This window comes from Rhizobacter fulvus (genome assembly GCF_964020785.1).
The window spans coordinates 4991592-5010204 of sequence record NZ_OZ224516.1 but is presented as its reverse complement, the minus strand read 5'-3'; the positions used below and the strand labels follow the sequence as shown (position 1 = coordinate 5010204).

15 protein-coding genes are annotated in these 18613 nt (G+C 68.6%); 13 read left to right on the top strand and 2 right to left on the bottom strand.

Features of this window, described 5'->3' with window-relative positions; genetic code table 11:
* Positions 1–8: 8 nt before the first annotated feature.
* The 7 genes from ACWH49_RS23760 (at position 9) to ACWH49_RS23730 (ending at position 10280) form a co-directional block, all read left to right on the top strand.
* Positions 9–1802: an acyl-CoA dehydrogenase gene (locus tag ACWH49_RS23760; RefSeq protein ID WP_448173684.1), complete on the top strand. Its 1794-nt coding sequence runs from the start codon at positions 9–11 to the stop codon at positions 1800–1802.
* 35 nt (positions 1803–1837) lie between these two features.
* The gene (locus tag ACWH49_RS23755) at positions 1838–2791 is read left to right on the top strand and encodes an NAD(P)H-dependent flavin oxidoreductase (protein WP_448173683.1); all 954 of its coding nucleotides are present in this window, start codon (positions 1838–1840) and stop codon (positions 2789–2791) included.
* A 171-nt stretch (positions 2792–2962) separates the two neighbouring features.
* The gene (locus tag ACWH49_RS23750) at positions 2963–5821 is read left to right on the top strand and encodes a 2-oxoglutarate dehydrogenase E1 component (RefSeq protein ID WP_448173682.1); all 2859 of its coding nucleotides are present in this window, start codon (positions 2963–2965) and stop codon (positions 5819–5821) included.
* Positions 5822–5868: 47 nt separating this feature from the next.
* A complete protein-coding gene (gene odhB / locus ACWH49_RS23745) occupies positions 5869–7152 on the top strand; it encodes a 2-oxoglutarate dehydrogenase complex dihydrolipoyllysine-residue succinyltransferase (RefSeq protein WP_448173681.1) in 1284 nt (427 codons plus the stop codon).
* Positions 7153–7168: 16 nt separating this feature from the next.
* Positions 7169–8596 (top strand): dihydrolipoyl dehydrogenase, encoded by a 1428-nt coding sequence (gene lpdA, locus ACWH49_RS23740; RefSeq protein WP_448173680.1) that lies wholly within the window; start codon positions 7169–7171, stop codon positions 8594–8596.
* Between the two features lie 11 nt (positions 8597–8607).
* On the top strand, positions 8608–9705 hold the full coding sequence (gene zapE / locus ACWH49_RS23735) for a cell division protein ZapE (RefSeq protein WP_448173679.1): 1098 nt from the start codon (positions 8608–8610) through the stop codon (positions 9703–9705).
* Positions 9702–10280, top strand: coding sequence for a hypothetical protein (locus ACWH49_RS23730; RefSeq protein WP_448173678.1), 579 nt, complete (start codon positions 9702–9704; stop codon positions 10278–10280). The genes zapE and ACWH49_RS23730 overlap by 4 nt, the downstream gene beginning before the upstream one ends.
* Here ACWH49_RS23730 and ACWH49_RS23725 read toward each other — a convergent pair whose 3' ends face one another.
* Positions 10281–11048, bottom strand: coding sequence for a PP2C family protein-serine/threonine phosphatase (locus ACWH49_RS23725; protein ID WP_056469977.1), 768 nt, complete (start codon positions 11046–11048; stop codon positions 10281–10283).
* Between the two features lie 74 nt (positions 11049–11122).
* Here ACWH49_RS23725 and ACWH49_RS23720 point away from each other — a divergent pair, with 74 nt between their 5' ends.
* Both ACWH49_RS23720 and ACWH49_RS23715 read left to right on the top strand, forming a co-directional pair.
* A complete protein-coding gene (locus ACWH49_RS23720; RefSeq protein ID WP_056469975.1) occupies positions 11123–11326 on the top strand; it encodes a DUF465 domain-containing protein in 204 nt (67 codons plus the stop codon).
* A gap of 95 nt (positions 11327–11421) precedes the next feature.
* Complete coding sequence (locus ACWH49_RS23715; protein WP_448174388.1) at positions 11422–13299, top strand: ATP-dependent DNA helicase; 1878 nt, start codon at positions 11422–11424, stop codon at positions 13297–13299.
* A gap of 13 nt (positions 13300–13312) precedes the next feature.
* Here ACWH49_RS23715 and ACWH49_RS23710 read toward each other — a convergent pair whose 3' ends face one another.
* Positions 13313–14125 carry an outer membrane protein assembly factor BamD gene (locus ACWH49_RS23710; RefSeq protein ID WP_448173677.1) on the bottom strand — a complete coding sequence of 271 codons (813 nt, stop codon included), beginning with the start codon at positions 14123–14125 and terminating at the stop codon, positions 13313–13315.
* Between the two features lie 56 nt (positions 14126–14181).
* On the opposite strand from ACWH49_RS23710, the gene ACWH49_RS23705 reads away from it, so the two are divergent.
* The 4 genes from ACWH49_RS23705 to ndk all read left to right on the top strand — a co-directional run bounded on the left by ACWH49_RS23705 (position 14182) and on the right by ndk (position 18613).
* Positions 14182–15162, top strand: a complete 981-nt coding sequence (locus ACWH49_RS23705) for an RluA family pseudouridine synthase (protein ID WP_448173676.1) — start codon at positions 14182–14184, stop codon at positions 15160–15162.
* Positions 15163–15461: 299 nt separating this feature from the next.
* Positions 15462–16139, top strand: coding sequence for an SMC-Scp complex subunit ScpB (gene scpB, locus ACWH49_RS23700; protein WP_448173675.1), 678 nt, complete (start codon positions 15462–15464; stop codon positions 16137–16139).
* Positions 16136–18109: a pseudouridine synthase gene (locus ACWH49_RS23695; protein ID WP_448173674.1), complete on the top strand. Its 1974-nt coding sequence runs from the start codon at positions 16136–16138 to the stop codon at positions 18107–18109. Before scpB ends, ACWH49_RS23695 begins: the two co-directional genes overlap by 4 nt.
* Before the next feature lie 78 nt (positions 18110–18187).
* Positions 18188–18613 carry a nucleoside-diphosphate kinase gene (ndk, locus tag ACWH49_RS23690; protein ID WP_056469964.1) on the top strand — a complete coding sequence of 142 codons (426 nt, stop codon included), beginning with the start codon at positions 18188–18190 and terminating at the stop codon, positions 18611–18613.

Below are 18613 nucleotides of genomic sequence, written 5' to 3'. Positions count from 1 at the left end.
ACAAGACCATGACCTACCGCGCCCCCGTCAACGACATGCTGTTCTGCATGAAGGAACTGGCCAACCTCGAAGCCGTCGCGGCGCTGCCGGGTTTCGAGGAGGCCGGCCTGGAGACCGCGCAGGCCGTGCTCGAGGAGTGCGCGAAGTTCAATGAAGGCGTGGTCGCGCCGCTGAACTGGGACGGCGACAAGAACCCGTCGTCGTGGAAGGACGGCGTCGTCACGACGACACCCGGCTTCAAGCAGGCCTTCCGCCAGTTCGGCGAAGGCGGCTGGCAAGGGCTGCAGCACCCGAGCGACTTCGGCGGCCAGAACCTGCCGAAGACGATCGGTGCCGCCTGCATCGAGATGCTCAACAGCGCGAACCTGAGCTTCGCCCTGTGCCCGCTGCTGACCGACGGCGCGATCGAGGCGCTGCTGACCGCCGGCTCGCCCGAGCAGCAGGCGCTGTACCTGCCGAAGATGATCTCCGGCGAGTGGACCGGCACGATGAACCTGACCGAGCCGCAGGCCGGGTCCGACCTGGCGCTCGTGCGCACCCGCGCCGAGCCGCAACCCGACGGCACGTTCAAGCTCTTCGGCACGAAGATCTTCATCACCTACGGCGAGCACGACATGGCGTCGAACATCGTGCACCTGGTGCTCGCGCGCGTGAGCGGCGCGCCCGAGGGCGTGAAGGGCATCAGCCTGTTCATCGTGCCGAAGTTCATGGTCAACGCCGATGGCTCGCTCGGTGCGCGCAACGACGCGCACTGCGTCAGCATCGAGCACAAGCTCGGGATCAAGGCGAGCCCGACCGCGGTGCTGCAGTTCGGCGACCATGGCGGTGCGGTCGGCCAGCTGATCGGCGAGGAGAACCGTGGCCTCGAGTACATGTTCATCATGATGAACGCGGCGCGCTACGCGGTCGGCATGCAGGGCATCGCGGTGGCCGAGCGTGCGTACCAGAAGGCTGCGACATTCGCGAAGGAGCGCATCCAGTCGCGCCCGGTCGACGGCTCGCTGCCGGGCAGCGGCCCGATCATCCATCACCCGGACGTCAAGCGCATGCTGATGACGATGCGCGCCTACACCGAAGGCTGCCGTGCGATGGCGATCACCGCCGCCGCGGCGTTCGACGCCTCGCACCACCACCCGGATGGCGAGGTGCGCAAGCAGAACCAGGCCTTCTACGAATTCATGGTGCCGCTCGTGAAGGGCTACAGCACCGAGATGAGCGTCGAGGTCGCGAGCCTGGGCGTGCAGGTGCACGGCGGCATGGGCTTCATCGAGGAAACCGGCGCGGCGCAGTACTTGCGCGATTCGCGCATCCTGCCGATCTACGAAGGCACGACCGCGATCCAGGCGAACGACCTGGTCGGCCGCAAGACCGCGCGCGACGGCGGCCGCACGCCGAAGGCGATCGCGGCGCAGATTGCCGCGACCGAGGCCGAGCTCGCCAAGCACGCCAGCACCGCGGCGAGGTCGATGCTGAAGCGGCTCACGGCCGCGCGCATCGCTTTCGAGCAGGTCGTCGACTTCGTCGCCGGCAACACCAAGGCCAGCCCGAACGCGGTGTTCGCCGGGTCGGTGCCTTACCTGATGCTCGCCGGCAACGTGGTCGCGGGCTGGCAGATGGCGCGCGCGCTGCTCGTCGCCGAAGACCAACTGGCGAAGGGCGAGGGCGATGCCGCGTTCCTGAAGGCCAAGGTCGCGACCGCGCATTTCTACGCCGAACACCTGCTGAACAAGGTGCCGGGCGTGCGCGACTCGATCGTCGAGGGCGGAGACAGCGTCACTGCGCTCGCGCTCGACTCGTTCTGACCCTCGCCACCGACTTCTTCCACCGAGACCAGCCCATGCCCCTGCCCGGAGTCCTCGCCACCCTGCCGCTGCCGATCATCGGCGCGCCGCTGTTCATCATCAGCAACCCGAAGCTCGTGATCGAGCAGTGCAAGGCCGGCGTCGTCGGCTCGATGCCGGCGCTCAACGCGCGCCCGGCCGAACAGCTCGACGACTGGCTCGCCGAGATCACCGAGACGCTGGCCGCATACAACAAGGCGAATCCGGACAAGCCGGCCGCGCCGTTCGCGATCAACCAGATCGTCCACAAAAGCAACGACCGCCTCGATCACGACATGGCGGTCTGCGCCAAGTACAAGGTGCCGATCATCATCACCTCGCTGGGCGCGCGCACCGATGTCAACGACGCGGTCCACGCCTGGGGCGGCGTCGTGATGCACGACATCATCAACAACTTCTTTGCGAAGAAGGCGATCGAGAAGGGCGCCGACGGCCTGATCGCGGTCGCTGCCGGCGCTGGCGGCCATGCTGGGGTGAAGAGCCCGTTCGCCCTGATCCAGGAGATCCGCGAGTGGTTCGACGGCCCGGTGGCGCTGAGCGGCTCGATCGCCAGCGGCGGCGCGGTGCTCGCGGCCCAGGCGATGGGCGCCGACTTCGCGTACATCGGCTCGGCCTTCGTCGCGACCGAGGAAGCGCGTGCGGTCGAGGGCTACAAGCAGATGATCGTGGACAGCAGCAGCGATGACATCGTCTACAGCAACCTGTTCACCGGCGTGCACGGCAACTACCTGAAGGGCTCGATCAAGGCGGCTGGGCTGGACCCGGACAACCTGCCCGAGAGCGACCCGACCAAGATGAACTTCGGAGGCACCGGCGCGAAGGCCTGGAAGGACGTGTGGGGCTGCGGCCAGGGCATCGGTGCGATCAAGAGCGTGCAGCCGGCCGCCGAGCTGATCGGTCGCCTGCGGCGCGAGTACCAATCCGCCCGCCAGCGCGTCGCGCTGGCATGAGGGGCAGCGGCGCGGTGGTAAAGTGCTGCGCTTGAACGTTACAGATCCTTCCCGTCCCCTCGGTGCTTTCTGACCGAGGCGGGTCGCTTCTCCGCAAAGTGGTCTAGCCGCGTCGCGGAAGGTTTTTCAACCCACACTCAGCGCCGGAAACCGGTGCGAAAGGTGAGCGAAATGATGCAGGAATCCCGGTCGAACTCGTACCTGTTCGGCGGCAATGCTCCGTATGTCGAAGAGATGTACGAGGCCTACCTCGACAACCCGGGTTCCGTGCCCGAGAACTGGCGCAAGTACTTCGACGCGTTGCAGCACGTGCCGGCGGTCGACGGCACCAACGCCCGCGACGTGGCCCACGCGCCCGTCATCGAATCCTTCTCACAACGCGCCAAGGCCGGCACCTTCGGCAGCAAGGCCAGCAGCACGGACCTGGCGATTGCGCGCAAGCAGGTCCACGTCCAGTCGCTGATCGCGGCGTACCGCTTCCTCGGTTCGCGCTGGGCCGATCTGGACCCGCTGAAGCGCCAGGAGCGCCCGAAGATCCCCGAGCTCGAGCCGGCGTTCTACGACCTGAGCGAGTCCGACATGGACATCGCGTTCAGCGCCACCAACACCTTCTTCTCGACCGCCGAGAACATGACGCTGCGCGAGATCGTGCAGGCGCTGCGCGAGACCTATTGCGGCTCGATCGGCGCCGAGTACATGCACGTCACCGAGCCGACCGAGAAGCGCTGGTGGCAGGAGCGGCTCGAGTCGATCCGCAGCAAGCCGAACTACAACGCCGAGCAGAAGAAGCACATCCTCGACCGCCTGACCGCGGCCGAAGGTCTCGAGCGCTACCTGCACACCAAGTACGTCGGCCAGAAGCGCTTCTCGCTCGAAGGCGGCGAGAGCTTCATCGTCTCGATGGACGAGCTGGTGCAGCGCGCCGGCGCAAAAGGCGTGCAGGAGATCGTGATCGGCATGGCCCACCGCGGCCGCCTGAACGTACTCGTCAACACCCTCGGCAAGATGCCGAAGGACCTGTTCGCCGAGTTCGACCACACCGCGCCCGAGAACCTCCCGTCCGGCGACGTGAAGTACCACCAGGGCTTTTCGTCCGACATCACCACCGCCGGCGGCCCGGTCCACCTGAGCCTGGCGTTCAACCCGTCGCACCTCGAGATCGTCAACCCGGTCGTCGAAGGCTCGGTCAAGGCCCGCCTCGACCGCCGCGGCGACACCGAGGGCGATTCGGTGCTGCCGATCATCGTCCACGGCGACGCGGCCTTCGCCGGCCAGGGCGTCGTGATGGAGACGCTGGCGCTGGCGCAGACGCGCGGCTACTACACCGGCGGCACGGTCCACATCGTCATCAACAACCAGATCGGCTTCACGACCAGCGACCCGCGCGATTCGCGCTCGACGCTGTACTGCACCGACGTGGTCAAGATGATCGAAGCCCCGGTGCTGCACGTGAACGGCGACGATCCCGAAGCGGTCGTGCTGTGCACGCAACTCGCGCTCGACTACCGCCAGGAGTTCAACAAGGACGTCGTCGTCGACATCGTCTGCTTCCGCAAGCTCGGCCACAACGAGCAGGACACGCCGGCGCTGACCCAGCCGCTGATGTACAAGAAGATCGCCCAGCACCCCGGCACGCGCAAGCTGTACGGCGAGAAGCTGGTGGTCCAGGGTGTATTGCCGGCCGATGGGCCCGATTCGATGGTCAAGGCACTGCGTGCCGCGATGGACGCCGGCAAGAACACGTATGACCCGGTGCTCACGAACTACAAGAGCAAGTACGCGGTCGACTGGGCGCCGTTCCTCGGCAAGAAGTGGACCGACGCGGCCGACACCGCGCTGCCCCTGTCCGAGGTCAAGCGCCTGGCCGAGCGCATCACGACCGTCCCGGCCAACTTCAAGGTCCACACGCTGGTCGAGAAGGTGCTGGCCGACCGGGCCGCGATGGGCCGCGGCGAGATCAACGTCGACTGGGGCATGGGCGAGCACCTGGCGTTCGCGTCGCTGGTCGCGAGCGGCTACGCGGTGCGCCTGTCGGGTGAAGACTCGGGTCGCGGCACGTTCACGCACCGCCACGCGGTGCTGCACGACCAGAACCGCGAGAAGTGGGACGTCGGCACCTACAAGCCGCTCGAGCACGTGGCCGATGGCCAGGCGCCGTTCGTCGTGATCGACTCGCTGCTGTCCGAGGAAGCGGTGCTCGGTTTCGAATACGGCTACGCCTCGGCCGAGCCGAACACGCTGGTGATCTGGGAAGCGCAGTTCGGCGACTTCGTCAACGGCGCGCAGGTCGTGATCGACCAGTTCATTGCCTCCGGGGAGGTCAAGTGGGGCCGCGCCAACGGCATCACGCTGATGCTGCCGCACGGCTATGAAGGGCAGGGCCCGGAGCACTCGTCGGCGCGCGTCGAGCGCTTCATGCAGCTGGCCGCCGACAACAACATGCAGATCGTGCAGCCGACGTCGGCAAGCCAGATCTTCCATGTGCTGCGTCGCCAGATGGTGCGCATGTTCCGCAAGCCGCTTATCATCATGACGCCCAAGTCGCTGCTGCGCGCGAAGGACGCGACGTCGCCGCTCGCCGAGTTCACCAAGGGCGAGTTCAAGACCGTGATCGGCGAGGTCAGCGCCGAGGTCGATGCGCAGAAGGTCAAGCGCGTGATCTGCTGCTCCGGCAAGGTCTACTACGACCTCGTCAAGGCCCGCGCCGAGCGCAAGAACGGCGACGTGGCGCTGGTGCGCGTCGAGCAGCTGTACCCGTTCCCGCACAAGGCGTTCGCGGCCGAGATGAAGAAGTACCCGAACGCGACCGAGGTCGTGTGGTGCCAGGACGAGCCGCAGAACCAGGGCGCGTGGTTCTTCGTCCAGCACTACATCCACGAGAACATGGTCGACGGGCAGAAGCTCGGCTACGCGGGACGTCCCGCCTCGGCGTCCCCCGCCGTCGGCTATGCGCACCTCCACCAGGAACAGCAGAAGGCGCTGCTCGAGCAGGCCTACGGCAAGCTCAAGGGCTTCGTGCTGACCAAGTGATGCTGCGCTGAACCCCGCGCTCCCCAGAACATCGAGAAGAAATTCAAATGGCAATCGTTGAAGTCAAGTGTCCGCAGCTGTCCGAATCCGTCGCCGAGGCGACGCTGCTGCAGTGGAAGAAGCGCCCCGGTGAACGGGTCGAAATGGACGAGATCCTGGTCGAGATCGAGACCGACAAGGTCGTTCTCGAAGTGCCGGCGCCGGCTGCCGGCGTGATGGCGCAGCTCGTCAAGAACGACGGCGAGACCTGCATCGCCGACGAAGTGATCGCGAAGATCGATACCGAAGGTACGGAAGCGGTCAGCCCGCTCGACGTCAAGCCCGTCCCGGCGGCCGAGCCCGCCCCGGGCGCGACGCCCGGCGTCACGCCGCCGCCCGTGCTCGATTCCGCGACCAACGCAGCGCCAGCCATGCCAGCCGCCGCGAAGATCATGGCCGACAACCGCATCCCGGCCGGATCGGTGCCAGGTACCGGCAGGGATGGCCGCGTGACCAAGGGCGACGTGCTGGCCTCGATGGAGGGCGGCGCCAAGCCGGTCGCGGTCACGCCGCCGGTCGTGGCCGCGCCGTCGCCCGCGCCGAAGGCGGCGCTGCCCACCGTGGCCGCACCCCCGGCGCCCTCGCTGGGCGAGCGCCCCGAACAGCGCGTGCCGATGAGCCGCCTGCGCGCCCGCATCGCCGAGCGCCTGGTGCAGTCGCAATCGACCAACGCGATCCTGACCACGTTCAACGAAGTGAACATGGCGCCGCTGATGGAGATGCGCAAGCGCTTCCAGGAGAAGTTCGAGAAGGAGCACGGCGTCAAGATCGGCTTCATGAGCTTCTTCGTGAAGGCGGCGGTCGCAGCGCTCAAGAAGTACCCCATCATCAACGCCTCGGTCGACGGCAACGACATCGTCTACCACGGCTATTTCGACATCGGCATCGCCGTCGGTTCGCCGCGCGGCCTGGTCGTGCCGATCCTGCGCAATGCCGACCAGATGAGCTTCGCCGACATCGAGAAGAAGATCGCCGAGTTCGCGAAGAAGGCCGGCGAGGGCAAGCTCTCGCTCGACGACCTGACCGGCGGCACCTTCTCGATCAGCAACGGCGGCACCTTCGGTTCGATGCTGTCGACGCCCATCATCAACCCGCCGCAGTCGGCGATCCTCGGCGTGCACGCGACCAAGGACCGGGCGATGGTCGAGAACGGCCAGGTCGTGGTGCGCCCGATGAACTACCTCGCGATGTCGTACGACCACCGCATCATCGACGGCCGCGAAGCCGTGCTGGGCCTGGTGGCGATGAAGGAAGCGCTGGAAGATCCGGCCCGCTTGCTTTTCGACATCTGACCGGCACCTTCGAATCATGAGCAAAGCATTTGATGTGGTCGTCATCGGTGGCGGCCCGGGCGGCTACATCGCGGCCATCCGCGCCGCGCAACTCGGCTTCAACACCGCCTGCGTCGACGAGTGGAAGAACGACAAGGGCGGCCCGGCACCGGGCGGCACCTGCACCAACGTCGGCTGCATCCCGTCGAAGGCGTTGCTGCAGTCGAGCGAGCACTTCGAGCACGCCGGCCACGGTTTCAAGGACCACGGCATCGGCCTGAGCAACCTGAGCATCGACGTCGCGAAGATGCTGGGTCGCAAGGACACGGTCGTCAAGCAGAACAACGACGGCATCCTGTACCTGTTCAAGAAGAACAAGGTCACGTTCTTCCACGGCCGTGCCTCGTTCACCAAGGCGGGCGAGGGCGGCTACGAGATCGCGGTGGCCGGCGACAAGCCGGATGCGCTGACCGCCAAGCACGTGATCGTCGCGACCGGCTCGAACGCCCGCGCCTTGCCCGGCGCCGCGTTCGACGAGACCTCGATCCTGTCGAACGACGGCGCACTGCGCATTCCGGCGGTGCCCAAGACCCTGGGTGTGATCGGCTCGGGCGTGATCGGGCTGGAGATGGGCTCGGTCTGGCGCCGCCTCGGCGCCGACGTGACCGTGCTCGAGGCGCTGCCGACCTTCCTCGGTGCGGTCGACGAGCAGATTGCCAAGGAGGCGCACAAGGCGCTGACCAAGCAGGGGCTGAAGATCCAGCTCGGCGTCAAGATCAGCGAGGTCAAGTCCGCGAAGAACGGCGTGACGGTTGCCTACACCGACGCGGCCGGCAAAGAGCAGAAGCTGGAATGCGAGAAGCTGATCGTCTCGATCGGTCGCGTGCCGAACACGAACGGCCTGAACGCCGAAGCGGTCGGGCTGAAGCTCGACGAACGGGGCTTCATCGCGGTTGACGGCGACTGCAAGACCAACCTGCCCAACGTCTGGGCGATCGGCGACGTCGTGCGCGGCCCGATGCTCGCGCACAAGGCCGAGGAGGAGGGCGTCGCGGTGGCCGAGCGCATCGCCGGCCAGCACCCGCACGTCGATTTCAACACCGTGCCGTGGGTGATCTACACCTCGCCCGAGATCGCCTGGGTCGGCCAGACCGAGCAGCAGCTCAAGGCCGCCGGCCGCGCGTACAAGGCCGGCACGTTTCCGTTCATGGCCAATGGCCGCGCGCGCGCGCTCGGCGACACGACCGGCATGGTGAAGATGATCGCCGACGCCAAGACCGACGAGATCCTCGGCGTGCACATGGTCGGGCCGATGGTCTCGGAGCTGATCGCCGAGGCGGTCGTCGCGATGGAGTTCAAGGCGTCGAGCGAGGACATCGCGCGCATCTGCCACGCGCATCCCAGCCTGAGCGAATCGACCAAGGAAGCCGCGCTCGCGGTGGACAAGCGCACGCTGAACTTCTGACCGCGGCACCCGTGGGCGTCCGCGCGCTTTACCTCCAGACGCTCGCCGAGCGCGGCTACACCGCCGATCCGGCGCAGCTGCGCGCGGTCGACTCGCTCGAGCGCTGCGAGAACGAGTGGATCGCGTACAAGGCGAGGCGCCGCAACGCGTTGACCAAGCTGATCGCGCGCCCGCCGATCCCGCGCGGCGTCTACATGTACGGCGGCGTCGGGCGCGGCAAGAGCTTCCTGATGGACTGCTTCTTCAATGCCGTGCCGCTGCAGCGCAAGACCCGGCTGCACTTCCACGAATTCATGCGCGAGGTGCACCGCGAGCTGACCGAACTGCAGGGCACGGTCAACCCGCTGGCCGAGCTCGGCAAGCGCATGGCGCGGCGCTACCGGCTGATCTGCTTCGACGAGTTCCACGTCGCCGACGTGACCGACGCGATGATCCTGTACCGGCTGCTCGAGGCGCTGTTCGCCAACCGGGTCAGCATCGTCACCACGTCGAACTTCAAGCCCGACGACCTGTACCCGAACGGCCTGCACCGCGACCGCATCCTGCCGGCGATCGCGCTGCTGAACGCGCAGCTCGAGGTGGTCAACGTCGACAACGGCAACGACTATCGGCAAATCACGCTGGCGCAGGTCGGGCTCTACCAGACCCCGCTCGACGCCGCCGCCGAGGCGGCGATGACGCACGCGTTCGAACGCCTGGCCGAGGCGAAGGACGAGTCGCCGCTGCTGCACATCGAGCACCGCGAGATCCGGGCGCGGCGGCGTGCCGGCGGGGTGGTCTGGTTCGATTTCAAGGAGCTGTGCGGCGGCCCGCGTTCACAGAACGACTACCTCGAGATCGCGACCCAGTTCCATACCTTGCTGCTGTCGGGTGTGCCGGCGATGTCGCCGCGAATGGCTTCGGAGGCGCGGCGCTTCACGTGGCTGGTCGATGTGCTCTACGACCGTCGCGTCAAGCTGATCATGTCGGCCGAGACCGAGCCCGAGGGGCTTTACACCGAGGGGCCGATGGCCCACGAGTTTCCGCGCACGGTGTCACGCTTGCGCGAGATGCAGTCGGCCGAGTTTCTCGCACTCGCCCGGCGGGATGTGGATACTTCGCTGACATGAACATCCGTCCCGTCCTCGCCGTGTTGGCGCTTGCGCTGCCGGCCTGGGCGCTGGCCGCCGATGCGGAGCACGACCGGATTGCCGGCGAGCGTGCGGCCGCCAACGCGCGCCTGGCCGAGCAGGAGCGTGAGTGCGAAACCCGTTTCCTGGTCGCTCCGTGTCTCGAAGAGGCGCGCCGCGCGCACCGCGAGAAGACGGCGAGCCTGCGGCAGGCGCAGCTCCAGCTCGACGAGGCGCGCCGGCGCGAAACTGCCGCGGCGCGCCGCAAGGCCATCGCCGAACGCCTCGAAGCGCAGCAGGGTCGCGCCAGCGATGCGGCATCCGGGCCGCCGGGTGTGCGTCTGCGGCGCACGGCCGAACCGCCGCCTCCCACGTCGGCCGGCAAGACTTCAGAGCCGCGCGCGCCGATGCTGAGCGCATCGCAGGCGCGAGAAAACGCCAACAAGTTCGAAGCGCGGGCGCGGGCAGCGCGTGAACACCGCGACAGCGTCGAGCGTCGCAATGCGGAGCGGGCCGCACAGGGCAAGGCGGCTGCGCCGCTGCCGGTGCCATCGGGCGCCTCGGCGCCGCGCTGATCAGTCCAGCGCTTCGACCCGCACCAGCGCCAGCGACAGGTTGTCGCCACCGCCGCGGGCCCGTTGACGGGCCTTGCTGACCAGCATTTCGCCAGCCTCGCGCGCGGGCAGGGCCTGGACGATCGCACCGAGTTCGCGCGGCGTGAAGTAGTGCCACAGCCCGTCGCTGCAGGCGAGCAGGCTGTCGCCGATCTCGAGTTGCCCCAGGTGCTTGTGCGACAGCGGCGGGTCGGCGTTGGTGCCGAGGCAGCCCGTCAAGAGGTTGGACTGGGCATGGGCATTGGCCTCGTCCTCGGTGATCTGGCCCTCGTCGACGAGCCGCTGGACGTACGAATGGTCGATCGTGCGGCTGACGAGATCGGCGCCGCGGAAGTGGTAGACGCGCGAATCGCCGGCATGGATCACGTCGCAGTCGCGTGACGGGCTGACGATGAAGGCGGCGACCGTGCTGTGCGGCTCCTCCTCGGAGGTGATCGCGGTCAGCTTGATCATCAAGTGCGCTTCCAGCACCAGCTGTTTCAGCGCCTCCCCCGGATTGTCGCGACTCGGCGAATAGCGTTCGAACAGCTGGTTCGCGGTCAGCAGCACCTGGTCCGCCGCCTTGCGCCCGCCGCTCTTGCCGCCCATGCCGTCCGCGAGGACCGCGAGCAGGCAGCCGGGCGTGCGGTCGTGCGGGAGGATTTCGACCTGGTCCTGTTGGTAGGCGCGATCGCCCCGGTGCAACCCGGTGGTGCCTGTCAGGCGATACGCCAAGGTCGCTGTGCTCATGTAGAAAACTATAATCGGTTTGCTCGACCTCACCCTGCCGAAAAACGCACAGAAGACTCCGCGACGGCACCCCCATGGACCTGAACCTGCATTCCCCGCCGCGCCGGCTGATCGAGCTGCGGATGGAGCACGCCGACCTCGACAACCTGATCGACCAGGCGGCGCTCAGCCTGCCGGACGACGAACTCAGCCTGCGCCGCCTCAAGAAACGCCGCCTGCTGCTGCGCGACCAGATCGCGCGGCTCGAAGCGGAGATCGATCCGCCCGAGCCGGCGTGAGCGCGCTCGAGGAGGCCGTCGCCGCGGCGTTCGCCCGCGACGGTGCGCTCGCCCGGGCCGATGCGAACCACGTCGAGCGCGAGGTCCAGTTGCGCATGGCGCTCGGCGTCGCGCAGGCCATCGACACCCGCACGGCGCTGGTCGCCGAGGCGGGCACCGGCGTCGGCAAGACCTTCGCCTACCTGGTGCCCACGCTGCTCAGCGGCGCGCGGGCGCTCGTGAGCACCGCCACCAAGAGCTTGCAGGACCAGCTCTTCCTGCGTGACATCCCGCGCTTGCGCGAGGCGCTGCAGCTGCCCGTGGCGGTCGCGCTGCTGAAAGGGCGCAGCAGTTACTTGTGCCTGCACCGCTTGAACCAGGCGCGACAGGCCGAGACGCTGCCCGACCGCTGGGCCGTGCGCACGCTGGCCAAGGTCGAGCAGTGGTCGCACGTCACCGTCAGCGGCGATCTGGCGGAGCTCGACGGGCTCGACGAGCGCAGCAGCGTGATCCCGCTCGTGACTTCGACGCGCGAGAACTGCCTTGGCCAGGAGTGCCCGCAGTTTCGCCAGTGCCATGTCGTGAAGGCCCGGCGCGAGGCGATGCTCGCGGACATCGTGGTCGTCAACCACCACCTGTTCTTCGCCGACATGAGCCTGCGCGACAGCGGCGTGGCCGAGCTGCTGCCCAGCGTCGAGGTCGCGTTGTTCGACGAAGCCCATCAACTGACCGAGGCCGGCGTGCAGTTCCTCGGCACCACGCTTGGCACCGGCCAGGTGATCGACTTCGCGCGCGACGTGCTGGGCGCCGGCCTGCGGCAGGCGCGCGGGCTGCAGCCCTGGCAGGAGATCGCCGGCGCGTGCGACCGCGCGGCGCGCGATCTGCGCATCGCGGCAGCCGGGCGGCTGCGCGATCTGCGGGGCACCTTGAAGCTGCGCTGGAACGAACGCGGCGCGCAGGCCGATTTCGTCGAGGCGCTGGCCGGCGTGCGGCAGGCGTGCGATGCCGCCGGCGCAGCGCTGAAGGTCGTCGCCGACAGCTCGCCCGACTTCGTCAAGCTGGGCGAACGCGCTCAGCAGTTCGCAACCTTGGCCGAGCGCTTCGCTGCGCCGGCAGAGGACGGCCAGGTGCGCTGGATCGACGTCTCGCCGCACCAGGCGCGGCTGGTCGAGTCGCCGCTCGACATCCGCGATGCGCTGCGCGAGCAGATGGCGCTGGCGCCGAAGGCCTGGGTGTTCACGTCGGCCACGCTGGGCGACGACGATCGCCTGTCGTGGTTCACCGAGTCGGCCGGGCTCACCGAGGCGCGCACGCTGCGCCTGGGCAGCCCGTTCGACTACGCGACGCATGCGCGGCTGTACGTGCCGCGCGGGTTTCCCAAGCCGAACGAACCCGGGCATCCCGAAGCCGTCGCGGTCCTGGCGTCGCGCTGTGCGCGTGCGCTCGGCGGACGGACCTTCGTGCTGACGACGACGCTGCGCGCGCTCCAGACGATCGGGGAACGCCTCAAGGCCGAGTTCGACGCGAACGGCGATTCGCTGCAGGTGCTCGTGCAAGGCCAGGTGCCCAAGCGGCAGCTGATGCAGCAGTTCCTGGCCCAGCCGCGCTCGGTGCTGGTCGGCTCGCAAAGCTTCTGGGAAGGCATCGATGTGCCGGGCGACGCGCTGCAGTGCGTGCTGATCGACAAGCTGCCGTTCCCGCCGCCGAACGATCCGCTGGTCGAAGCGCGCGTCAAGCGGCTGGAGGGCGAGGGCCGCAATCCGTTCGCGGACTATTTCGTCGCCGAGGCGGCCGTGTCGCTGAAGCAGGGTGCCGGCCGGCTGATTCGCAGCGAGACCGACCGCGGCCTGCTGGTCGTGTGCGACCCGCGCATGGCCGGCATGAACTACGGCAAGCGCCTGCGCGAGGCCCTGCCGCCGATGTCGCTGGTGGCGAACGAGGCCGAGGCGATGGACTGGCTCGCCACGCTTGCGAGCGCGGTGCGGCCGTACTAGGCCGCTGCGCGGCTCACCAGAGCTGCCACCAGGGGCGCTTGGCCGGTGCGCCGAATCCCTCGGCCGGCACGGCGGCGCCGGGGAAGTTCTTCTGCATCACGCGGTTCGCGTCGTCGCGCAACTGCGTCAGGCCGAGCTTGTCGTAGCTCTCGGACATGATGTAGAGCGCCTCCTGCGTCGACGGCGACTGCTGGAACTCGACCACCACCTGTTGTGCCCGGTTGGCCGCCGCCACATAGGCGCCGCGCTTCAGGTAATAGCGCGCCACGTGCACCTCGTACGCCGCCAGCGAGTTGACGATGTAGTTCATGCGCACGCGCGAATCGTCGGCGTACAGCGACTGCGGGTAGAGGTCGACGAGCTGCTTGAACGACTGGTACGAATCACGCGCCGCCTGCTGATCGCGCTCGGACAGGTCCTGGCGCGCCAGGCTGCCGAGCAGCCCGAGGTTGTCGTTGAAGTTGACCAGGCCCTGCAGATAGAGCGCGTAGTCGATTGCCGCGCTGGTCGGGTGCAGCTTGATGAAGCGCTCCAGCGTCGACAGCGCCTGGGCCTTGTCGCCGCCCTTGTAGAGCATGTAGGCGCGTTCGATCTGTGCCTGCTGCGCCAGGGCCGTGCCGGAGGCGCGGCCTTCGAGGCGTTCGTACAGCTTGCCGGCGCGCTCGAAGTTGCCCTGCGAGGCCTCTTCCTTGGCCTCTGCATACAATCGTTCCGCGCTCCACTGCGATTCGGTCTCCTTGGGAGTCGATCCGCAGCCCGCGAGCAGGGCCATCGACATGGCCAGCGCGAGAGCCAGTGGCCGTCGCAGCACATTCTTTTGAATCATCGGCCTGGGGCATCCGCGACAGCGGTGCCGTCCTGTCAAAAACGAGTCGCGATTATATGGTTGAGCCCCCGGCGCCCGCGGCGAGCGACGACACCGAGTTCGAGGCGCCCTGGTCCGCGCAGCCCGAGCGCCGCGAGGCCGAGGTGCCGACCGCGTTGCATGGGCAGCGGCTGGACAAGGCCGTCGTCGCGATGGCCGGCGAGTTCTCGCGCACGCACCTGCAGGGGTTGATCGAGCAGGGCCACGTCCGCGTCGACGGCGTACCGGCACGCAGCGCCTCGCGCAAGGTGCGGGCCGGCGAGCGCGTGGTCGTCGACCTGGTGCCTACCGAGGAGAGCCGAGCGTTCCGGCCCGAGGCGCTGCCGATCGCGATCGTGTTCGAGGATGCGCACTTGCTCGTGGTCGACAAGGCGGCTGGCATGGTCGTCCATCCGGCGGCCGGCAACTGGTCCGGAACGCTGCTCAACGCCCTGTTGGCGCATCACGCTGCCGCCGCCGCGCTGCCGCGTGCCGGCATCGTTCACCGCCTCGACAAGGACACGTCGGGACTGATGGTCGTCGGCAAGACCCTGGCGGCGGTGACGGCACTCTCGCGCGCGATCGCGGCGCGCGAGGTGCGTCGCGAGTACCTCGCGATCGCGCACGGCGAGATGCGCGCCCGGCAGACCTTCACGATCGAGGCGCCGATCGGACGCGATCCGCAGTCGCGCGTGAAGATGGCCATCGTGCCGGCGGGCCGCGCGGCGCGCACCGACGTGACCGTGGTCGCGACCGGCGCGGCCTGCAGCGCGCTGCGCTGCAAGCTGCATACCGGGCGCACCCACCAGATCCGCGTCCATCTGGCGGCGCAAGGGCACCCGCTGGTGGCCGACGCGGTCTATGGCGGCCGATCGGCGCTGGGGATGACGCGCCAGGCGCTGCACGCGACGCGACTCGGCTTCGCGCATCCGATCAGCGGCGACCCGCTGGCATTCGATGCCGCGCCACCGCCCGACCTGGCGTCGGCCTGGCGCAACGTGGAAGGGGCGACTGGCTGATTCCGCTGGCGCGGTCATCCGTGGCGGTTACAATGCGTCCAGCCCTCGCCGAAGCCGACCCTCGCGGCGGCGCCTCACGGTGCCCCCGGTCCACGACGAAGCCCAGCGGCGAGAGAGTTGCGCACCGAAGGTGCCCCAAAACCGGCATGACGCGAGAAGCGTCGGCCACCTGCCAGCCGCAAGACGCGTCTGCCCGAGCCACCGGCCGGGCGTTCACCGTGAGCGCTGAGCGGCCACTGCACTGAACTGTCAGTCGATACCAGCCGGGAGCAATCCGGCCGAGGATGTGAACGAAGCCCATGAATAGCCAGGATGCCAAGCGCGTCCTCGAGACCGCCCTGATCTGCGCCAGCCAGCCGCTGCCCTTGCGCGACATGCGAGTTCTGTTTGCCGACGAGATCGGTCCCGACACGTTGCGCTCGCTGCTCGACGAGCTGACGCGCGAATGGGAGGGCCGTGGGGTCGAGCTCGTCGCGCTCGCCACCGGCTGGCGCCTGCAGAGCCGGCCGGAAATGCGCGAGTACCTGGATCGCCTGAATCCCGAGAAGCCGCCGAAGTACTCGCGTGCCGTGATGGAGACGTTGGCGATCATCGCGTACCGTCAGCCGGTGACCCGCGGCGACATCGAGGACATCCGGGGCGTCACGGTCGCCAGCCAGATCATCAAGCAGCTCGAGGACCGCGGCTGGGTCGAGGCGATCGGCTACCGCGAGTCTCCCGGCCGCCCGGCGCTGCTCGCGACGACGAAGCAGTTCCTCGACGACCTGGGCTTGGCGAGCCTCGAACAGTTGCCGGTGCTGGCGACGGGCTTGCCCGATGCCGGGTTGCTGACGCCCGCCGGACCGGAACAAGGTTCACTCCTCGAAGCCGGCGATGCCGCGCCCGAGCTCCCGCTCGATCTTCCCCTCGATCCCCCTCTCTCCGACTCTCCCGACGAGCCAGCGGCTGACGCCGCGCCCATGGAACCCCAAGCATGAACGTCCATCCTGAATCCTCGTCGCCGGTCGACGCCGACGTGCCCGCTGTCGAAGGCGGTGACGCACCGACGAAGCCGGCCCGCAAGCGTCGGGTCGCGAAGCCGGCTGCGGACGAAGCGGCGCCTGCGGTCGCGGTGACCGAGGAAGCCGCCGCCGAACCGGCGCCGAAGCCGAAGCGACGTCGCGCGGCCACGGCCCCCGTGGACGCGTCCGCCGACGCACCGGTCGCCGCGCCGGTCGGGGTTGTGCCGGCACGAGTCGACGAGCCCGCCGCAGCGCCGGTCGTCGCGGCGGCGCCTGCCGAAGCCGTTTCGACCGGCGACGCGCCGCAAGGCGCCGAGGCGACGGCCGACGGCGGCGAAGCCGCCGGCTCGGACGAGGAAGCCGGCGACGGCCCGCGCGGCCGCCGTCGTGGCCGCCGCGATCGCAAGCGCGGTGAACGGGGCGAGCCGCGCGACGGCGTCGCCGCCGAAGGCGGCACCGAAGGCGCTCCCGCCGTGCCGCCGCCCGAAGCCGGCGAACTGTTCGAGAAAGTGCTGTCCGGCGAGTTCGACGTCAGCGGCGAGCCCGATCCCGAGCCCGCCGAGGAAGAGGACCCCGCCGCGACCAAGCGCGTGCTGCTGCCGGAACCGGACGCGCCCAAGCTGCACAAGGTGCTGGCGCAGTCCGGCATCGGTTCGCGGCGCGACATGGAGGACCTGATTGCCGATGGCCACGTGATGGTCAACGGCGAGCCGGCGCATGTCGGCCAGCGCGTCTCGTTCGGCGATCGTGTGCAGGTCAACGGCAAGCCCGTGAAACTGCGCATCGTGCCGCCGCCGCCGCGGATCATCGCGTACCACAAGCCGGTCGGCGAGATCGTCACGCACGACGATCCGCAGAACCGACCGACCGTGTTCCGTCGCCTGCCGCGTCTGCAACAGGGCAAGTGGCAGTCGGTCGGCCGGCTCGACATCAACACCGAGGGCCTGCTGCTGTTCACGAACTCGGGCGAGCTCGCGAACCAGCTGATGCACCCGCGCTTCGGCGTGGAGCGCGAGTACGCGGTGCGTCTTCTGGGCACGCTGACCGAGGCGAACAAGGCGAGCCTGCTGGAAGGGGTCGACGTCGAAGGCCAGAAGGCCAGCTTCAAGTCGATCACCGAAGGCGGCGGCGACGGCGCCAACCACTGGTACCGCGTCGTCATCACCGAAGGCCGCAACCGCGAGGTGCGCAAGCTGTTCGACACGGTCGGCCTGACGGTCAGCCGGCTGATCCGCATCCGGTACGGCACCGTGGTGCTGCCGCTCGGCCTGAAGCGCGGCGTGTGGGTCGACCTCGAAGAAGGCGACGTGCGCATGATCCGGCGTCTGGCCAGCGGCGACAACGGCCAGCGCGACGCGCGCGGACCGAACCCGAACGCACGCGGCAACGAGCCGCGGCAGGGCAACAACCCGCGCGGCGAGCGCCAGGGCGGCCGCCCGAACGACCGCCAAGGTGATCGCCAAGGCGGTGACCGCCAGCGCGGCCCGCGCCGCGACAGCCCGATGCAGATGCCGGCTCAGCAATCGGCGGACAACTTCGAACGCAACCCGCGCGACGATGGCGACGAGGACCTGGACTTCGATCCGTCCTCGATCCCGAATCCGCTCGAGCAGACCTTCGACAAGCGCTTCGTCTCGAACCCGCGCAGCCCCGTGGGCGGGCGCGGCTTCCGCAACGGCGGCGGCGGTGGCTTCGGTGCCGGCGGCAGCGGCCCCGCGCCGGGGCCCAAGCGTGGCGGTGGCGGCCAGGGCGGTCCGAAGCAGCCTGATCCCTTGCAAACCTCGCTCGGCGTGTTCGGCGCCGATGCCTTCCACCGCAAGAACCGCGGTGGCGGTGGCGGCGGGGGCCAGGGCGGCGGGCGTGGCGGCAATCGCGGCGGCAGCGGTGGGGGGTTCGGCGGCGGCGGCGGTGGTGGGGGCGGCGGTGGCCGTCGCGGCGGGCGTTGAGTACCGCTGTCACGGTCCCGCCAAGGCTGCACGGTACAATCTGAGGCTTTGCCAGACTTGAATCCAGGAGAGAAAAACATGGCCATCGAACGCACTCTGTCGATCATCAAACCCGACGCCGTCGCCAAGAACGTGATCGGTCAGATCTACGCCCGCTTCGAAGGCGCCGGTCTGAAGATCGTTGCCGCCAAGATGGCGCACCTGTCGCGCGGCGAGGCCGAAGCGTTCTATGCCGTGCACAAGGCGCGGCCGTTCTTCAAGGACCTGGTCGACTTCATGATCTCCGGCCCGGTGATGATCCAGGCCCTTGAAGGCGAGGGCGCGATTCTCAAGAACCGCGACCTGATGGGCGCCACCGACCCGAAGAAGGCCGAGAAGGGCACGATCCGCGCCGATTTCGCCGACAGCATCGACGCGAACGCCGTGCACGGTTCCGACGCGGCCGAGACGGCTGCGGTCGAGATCGGGTTTTTCTTCCCGGGCATGAACGTCTACAGCCGCTGA

Bases quoted from the DNA above. Each gene is read 5' to 3' on its own strand.
- ACWH49_RS23760 (WP_448173684.1), top strand. From the start codon at position 9: ATGACCTACCGCGCCCCCGTCAACGACATGCTGTTCTGCATGAAGGAA.
- ACWH49_RS23755 (WP_448173683.1), top strand. From the start codon at position 1,838: ATGCCCCTGCCCGGAGTCCTCGCCACCCTGCCGCTGCCGATCATCGGC.
- ACWH49_RS23750 (WP_448173682.1), top strand. From the start codon at position 2,963: ATGATGCAGGAATCCCGGTCGAACTCGTACCTGTTCGGCGGCAATGCT.
- odhB (WP_448173681.1), top strand. From the start codon at position 5,869: ATGGCAATCGTTGAAGTCAAGTGTCCGCAGCTGTCCGAATCCGTCGCC.
- lpdA (WP_448173680.1), top strand. From the start codon at position 7,169: ATGAGCAAAGCATTTGATGTGGTCGTCATCGGTGGCGGCCCGGGCGGC.
- ACWH49_RS23730 (WP_448173678.1), top strand. From the start codon at position 9,702: ATGAACATCCGTCCCGTCCTCGCCGTGTTGGCGCTTGCGCTGCCGGCC.
- ACWH49_RS23725 (WP_056469977.1), bottom strand. From the start codon at position 11,048: ATGAGCACAGCGACCTTGGCGTATCGCCTGACAGGCACCACCGGGTTG.
- ACWH49_RS23720 (WP_056469975.1), top strand. From the start codon at position 11,123: ATGGACCTGAACCTGCATTCCCCGCCGCGCCGGCTGATCGAGCTGCGG.
- ACWH49_RS23715 (WP_448174388.1), top strand. From the start codon at position 11,422: ATGGCGCTCGGCGTCGCGCAGGCCATCGACACCCGCACGGCGCTGGTC.
- ACWH49_RS23710 (WP_448173677.1), bottom strand. From the start codon at position 14,125: ATGATTCAAAAGAATGTGCTGCGACGGCCACTGGCTCTCGCGCTGGCC.
- ACWH49_RS23705 (WP_448173676.1), top strand. From the start codon at position 14,182: ATGGTTGAGCCCCCGGCGCCCGCGGCGAGCGACGACACCGAGTTCGAG.
- scpB (WP_448173675.1), top strand. From the start codon at position 15,462: ATGAATAGCCAGGATGCCAAGCGCGTCCTCGAGACCGCCCTGATCTGC.
- ACWH49_RS23695 (WP_448173674.1), top strand. From the start codon at position 16,136: ATGAACGTCCATCCTGAATCCTCGTCGCCGGTCGACGCCGACGTGCCC.
- ndk (WP_056469964.1), top strand. From the start codon at position 18,188: ATGGCCATCGAACGCACTCTGTCGATCATCAAACCCGACGCCGTCGCC.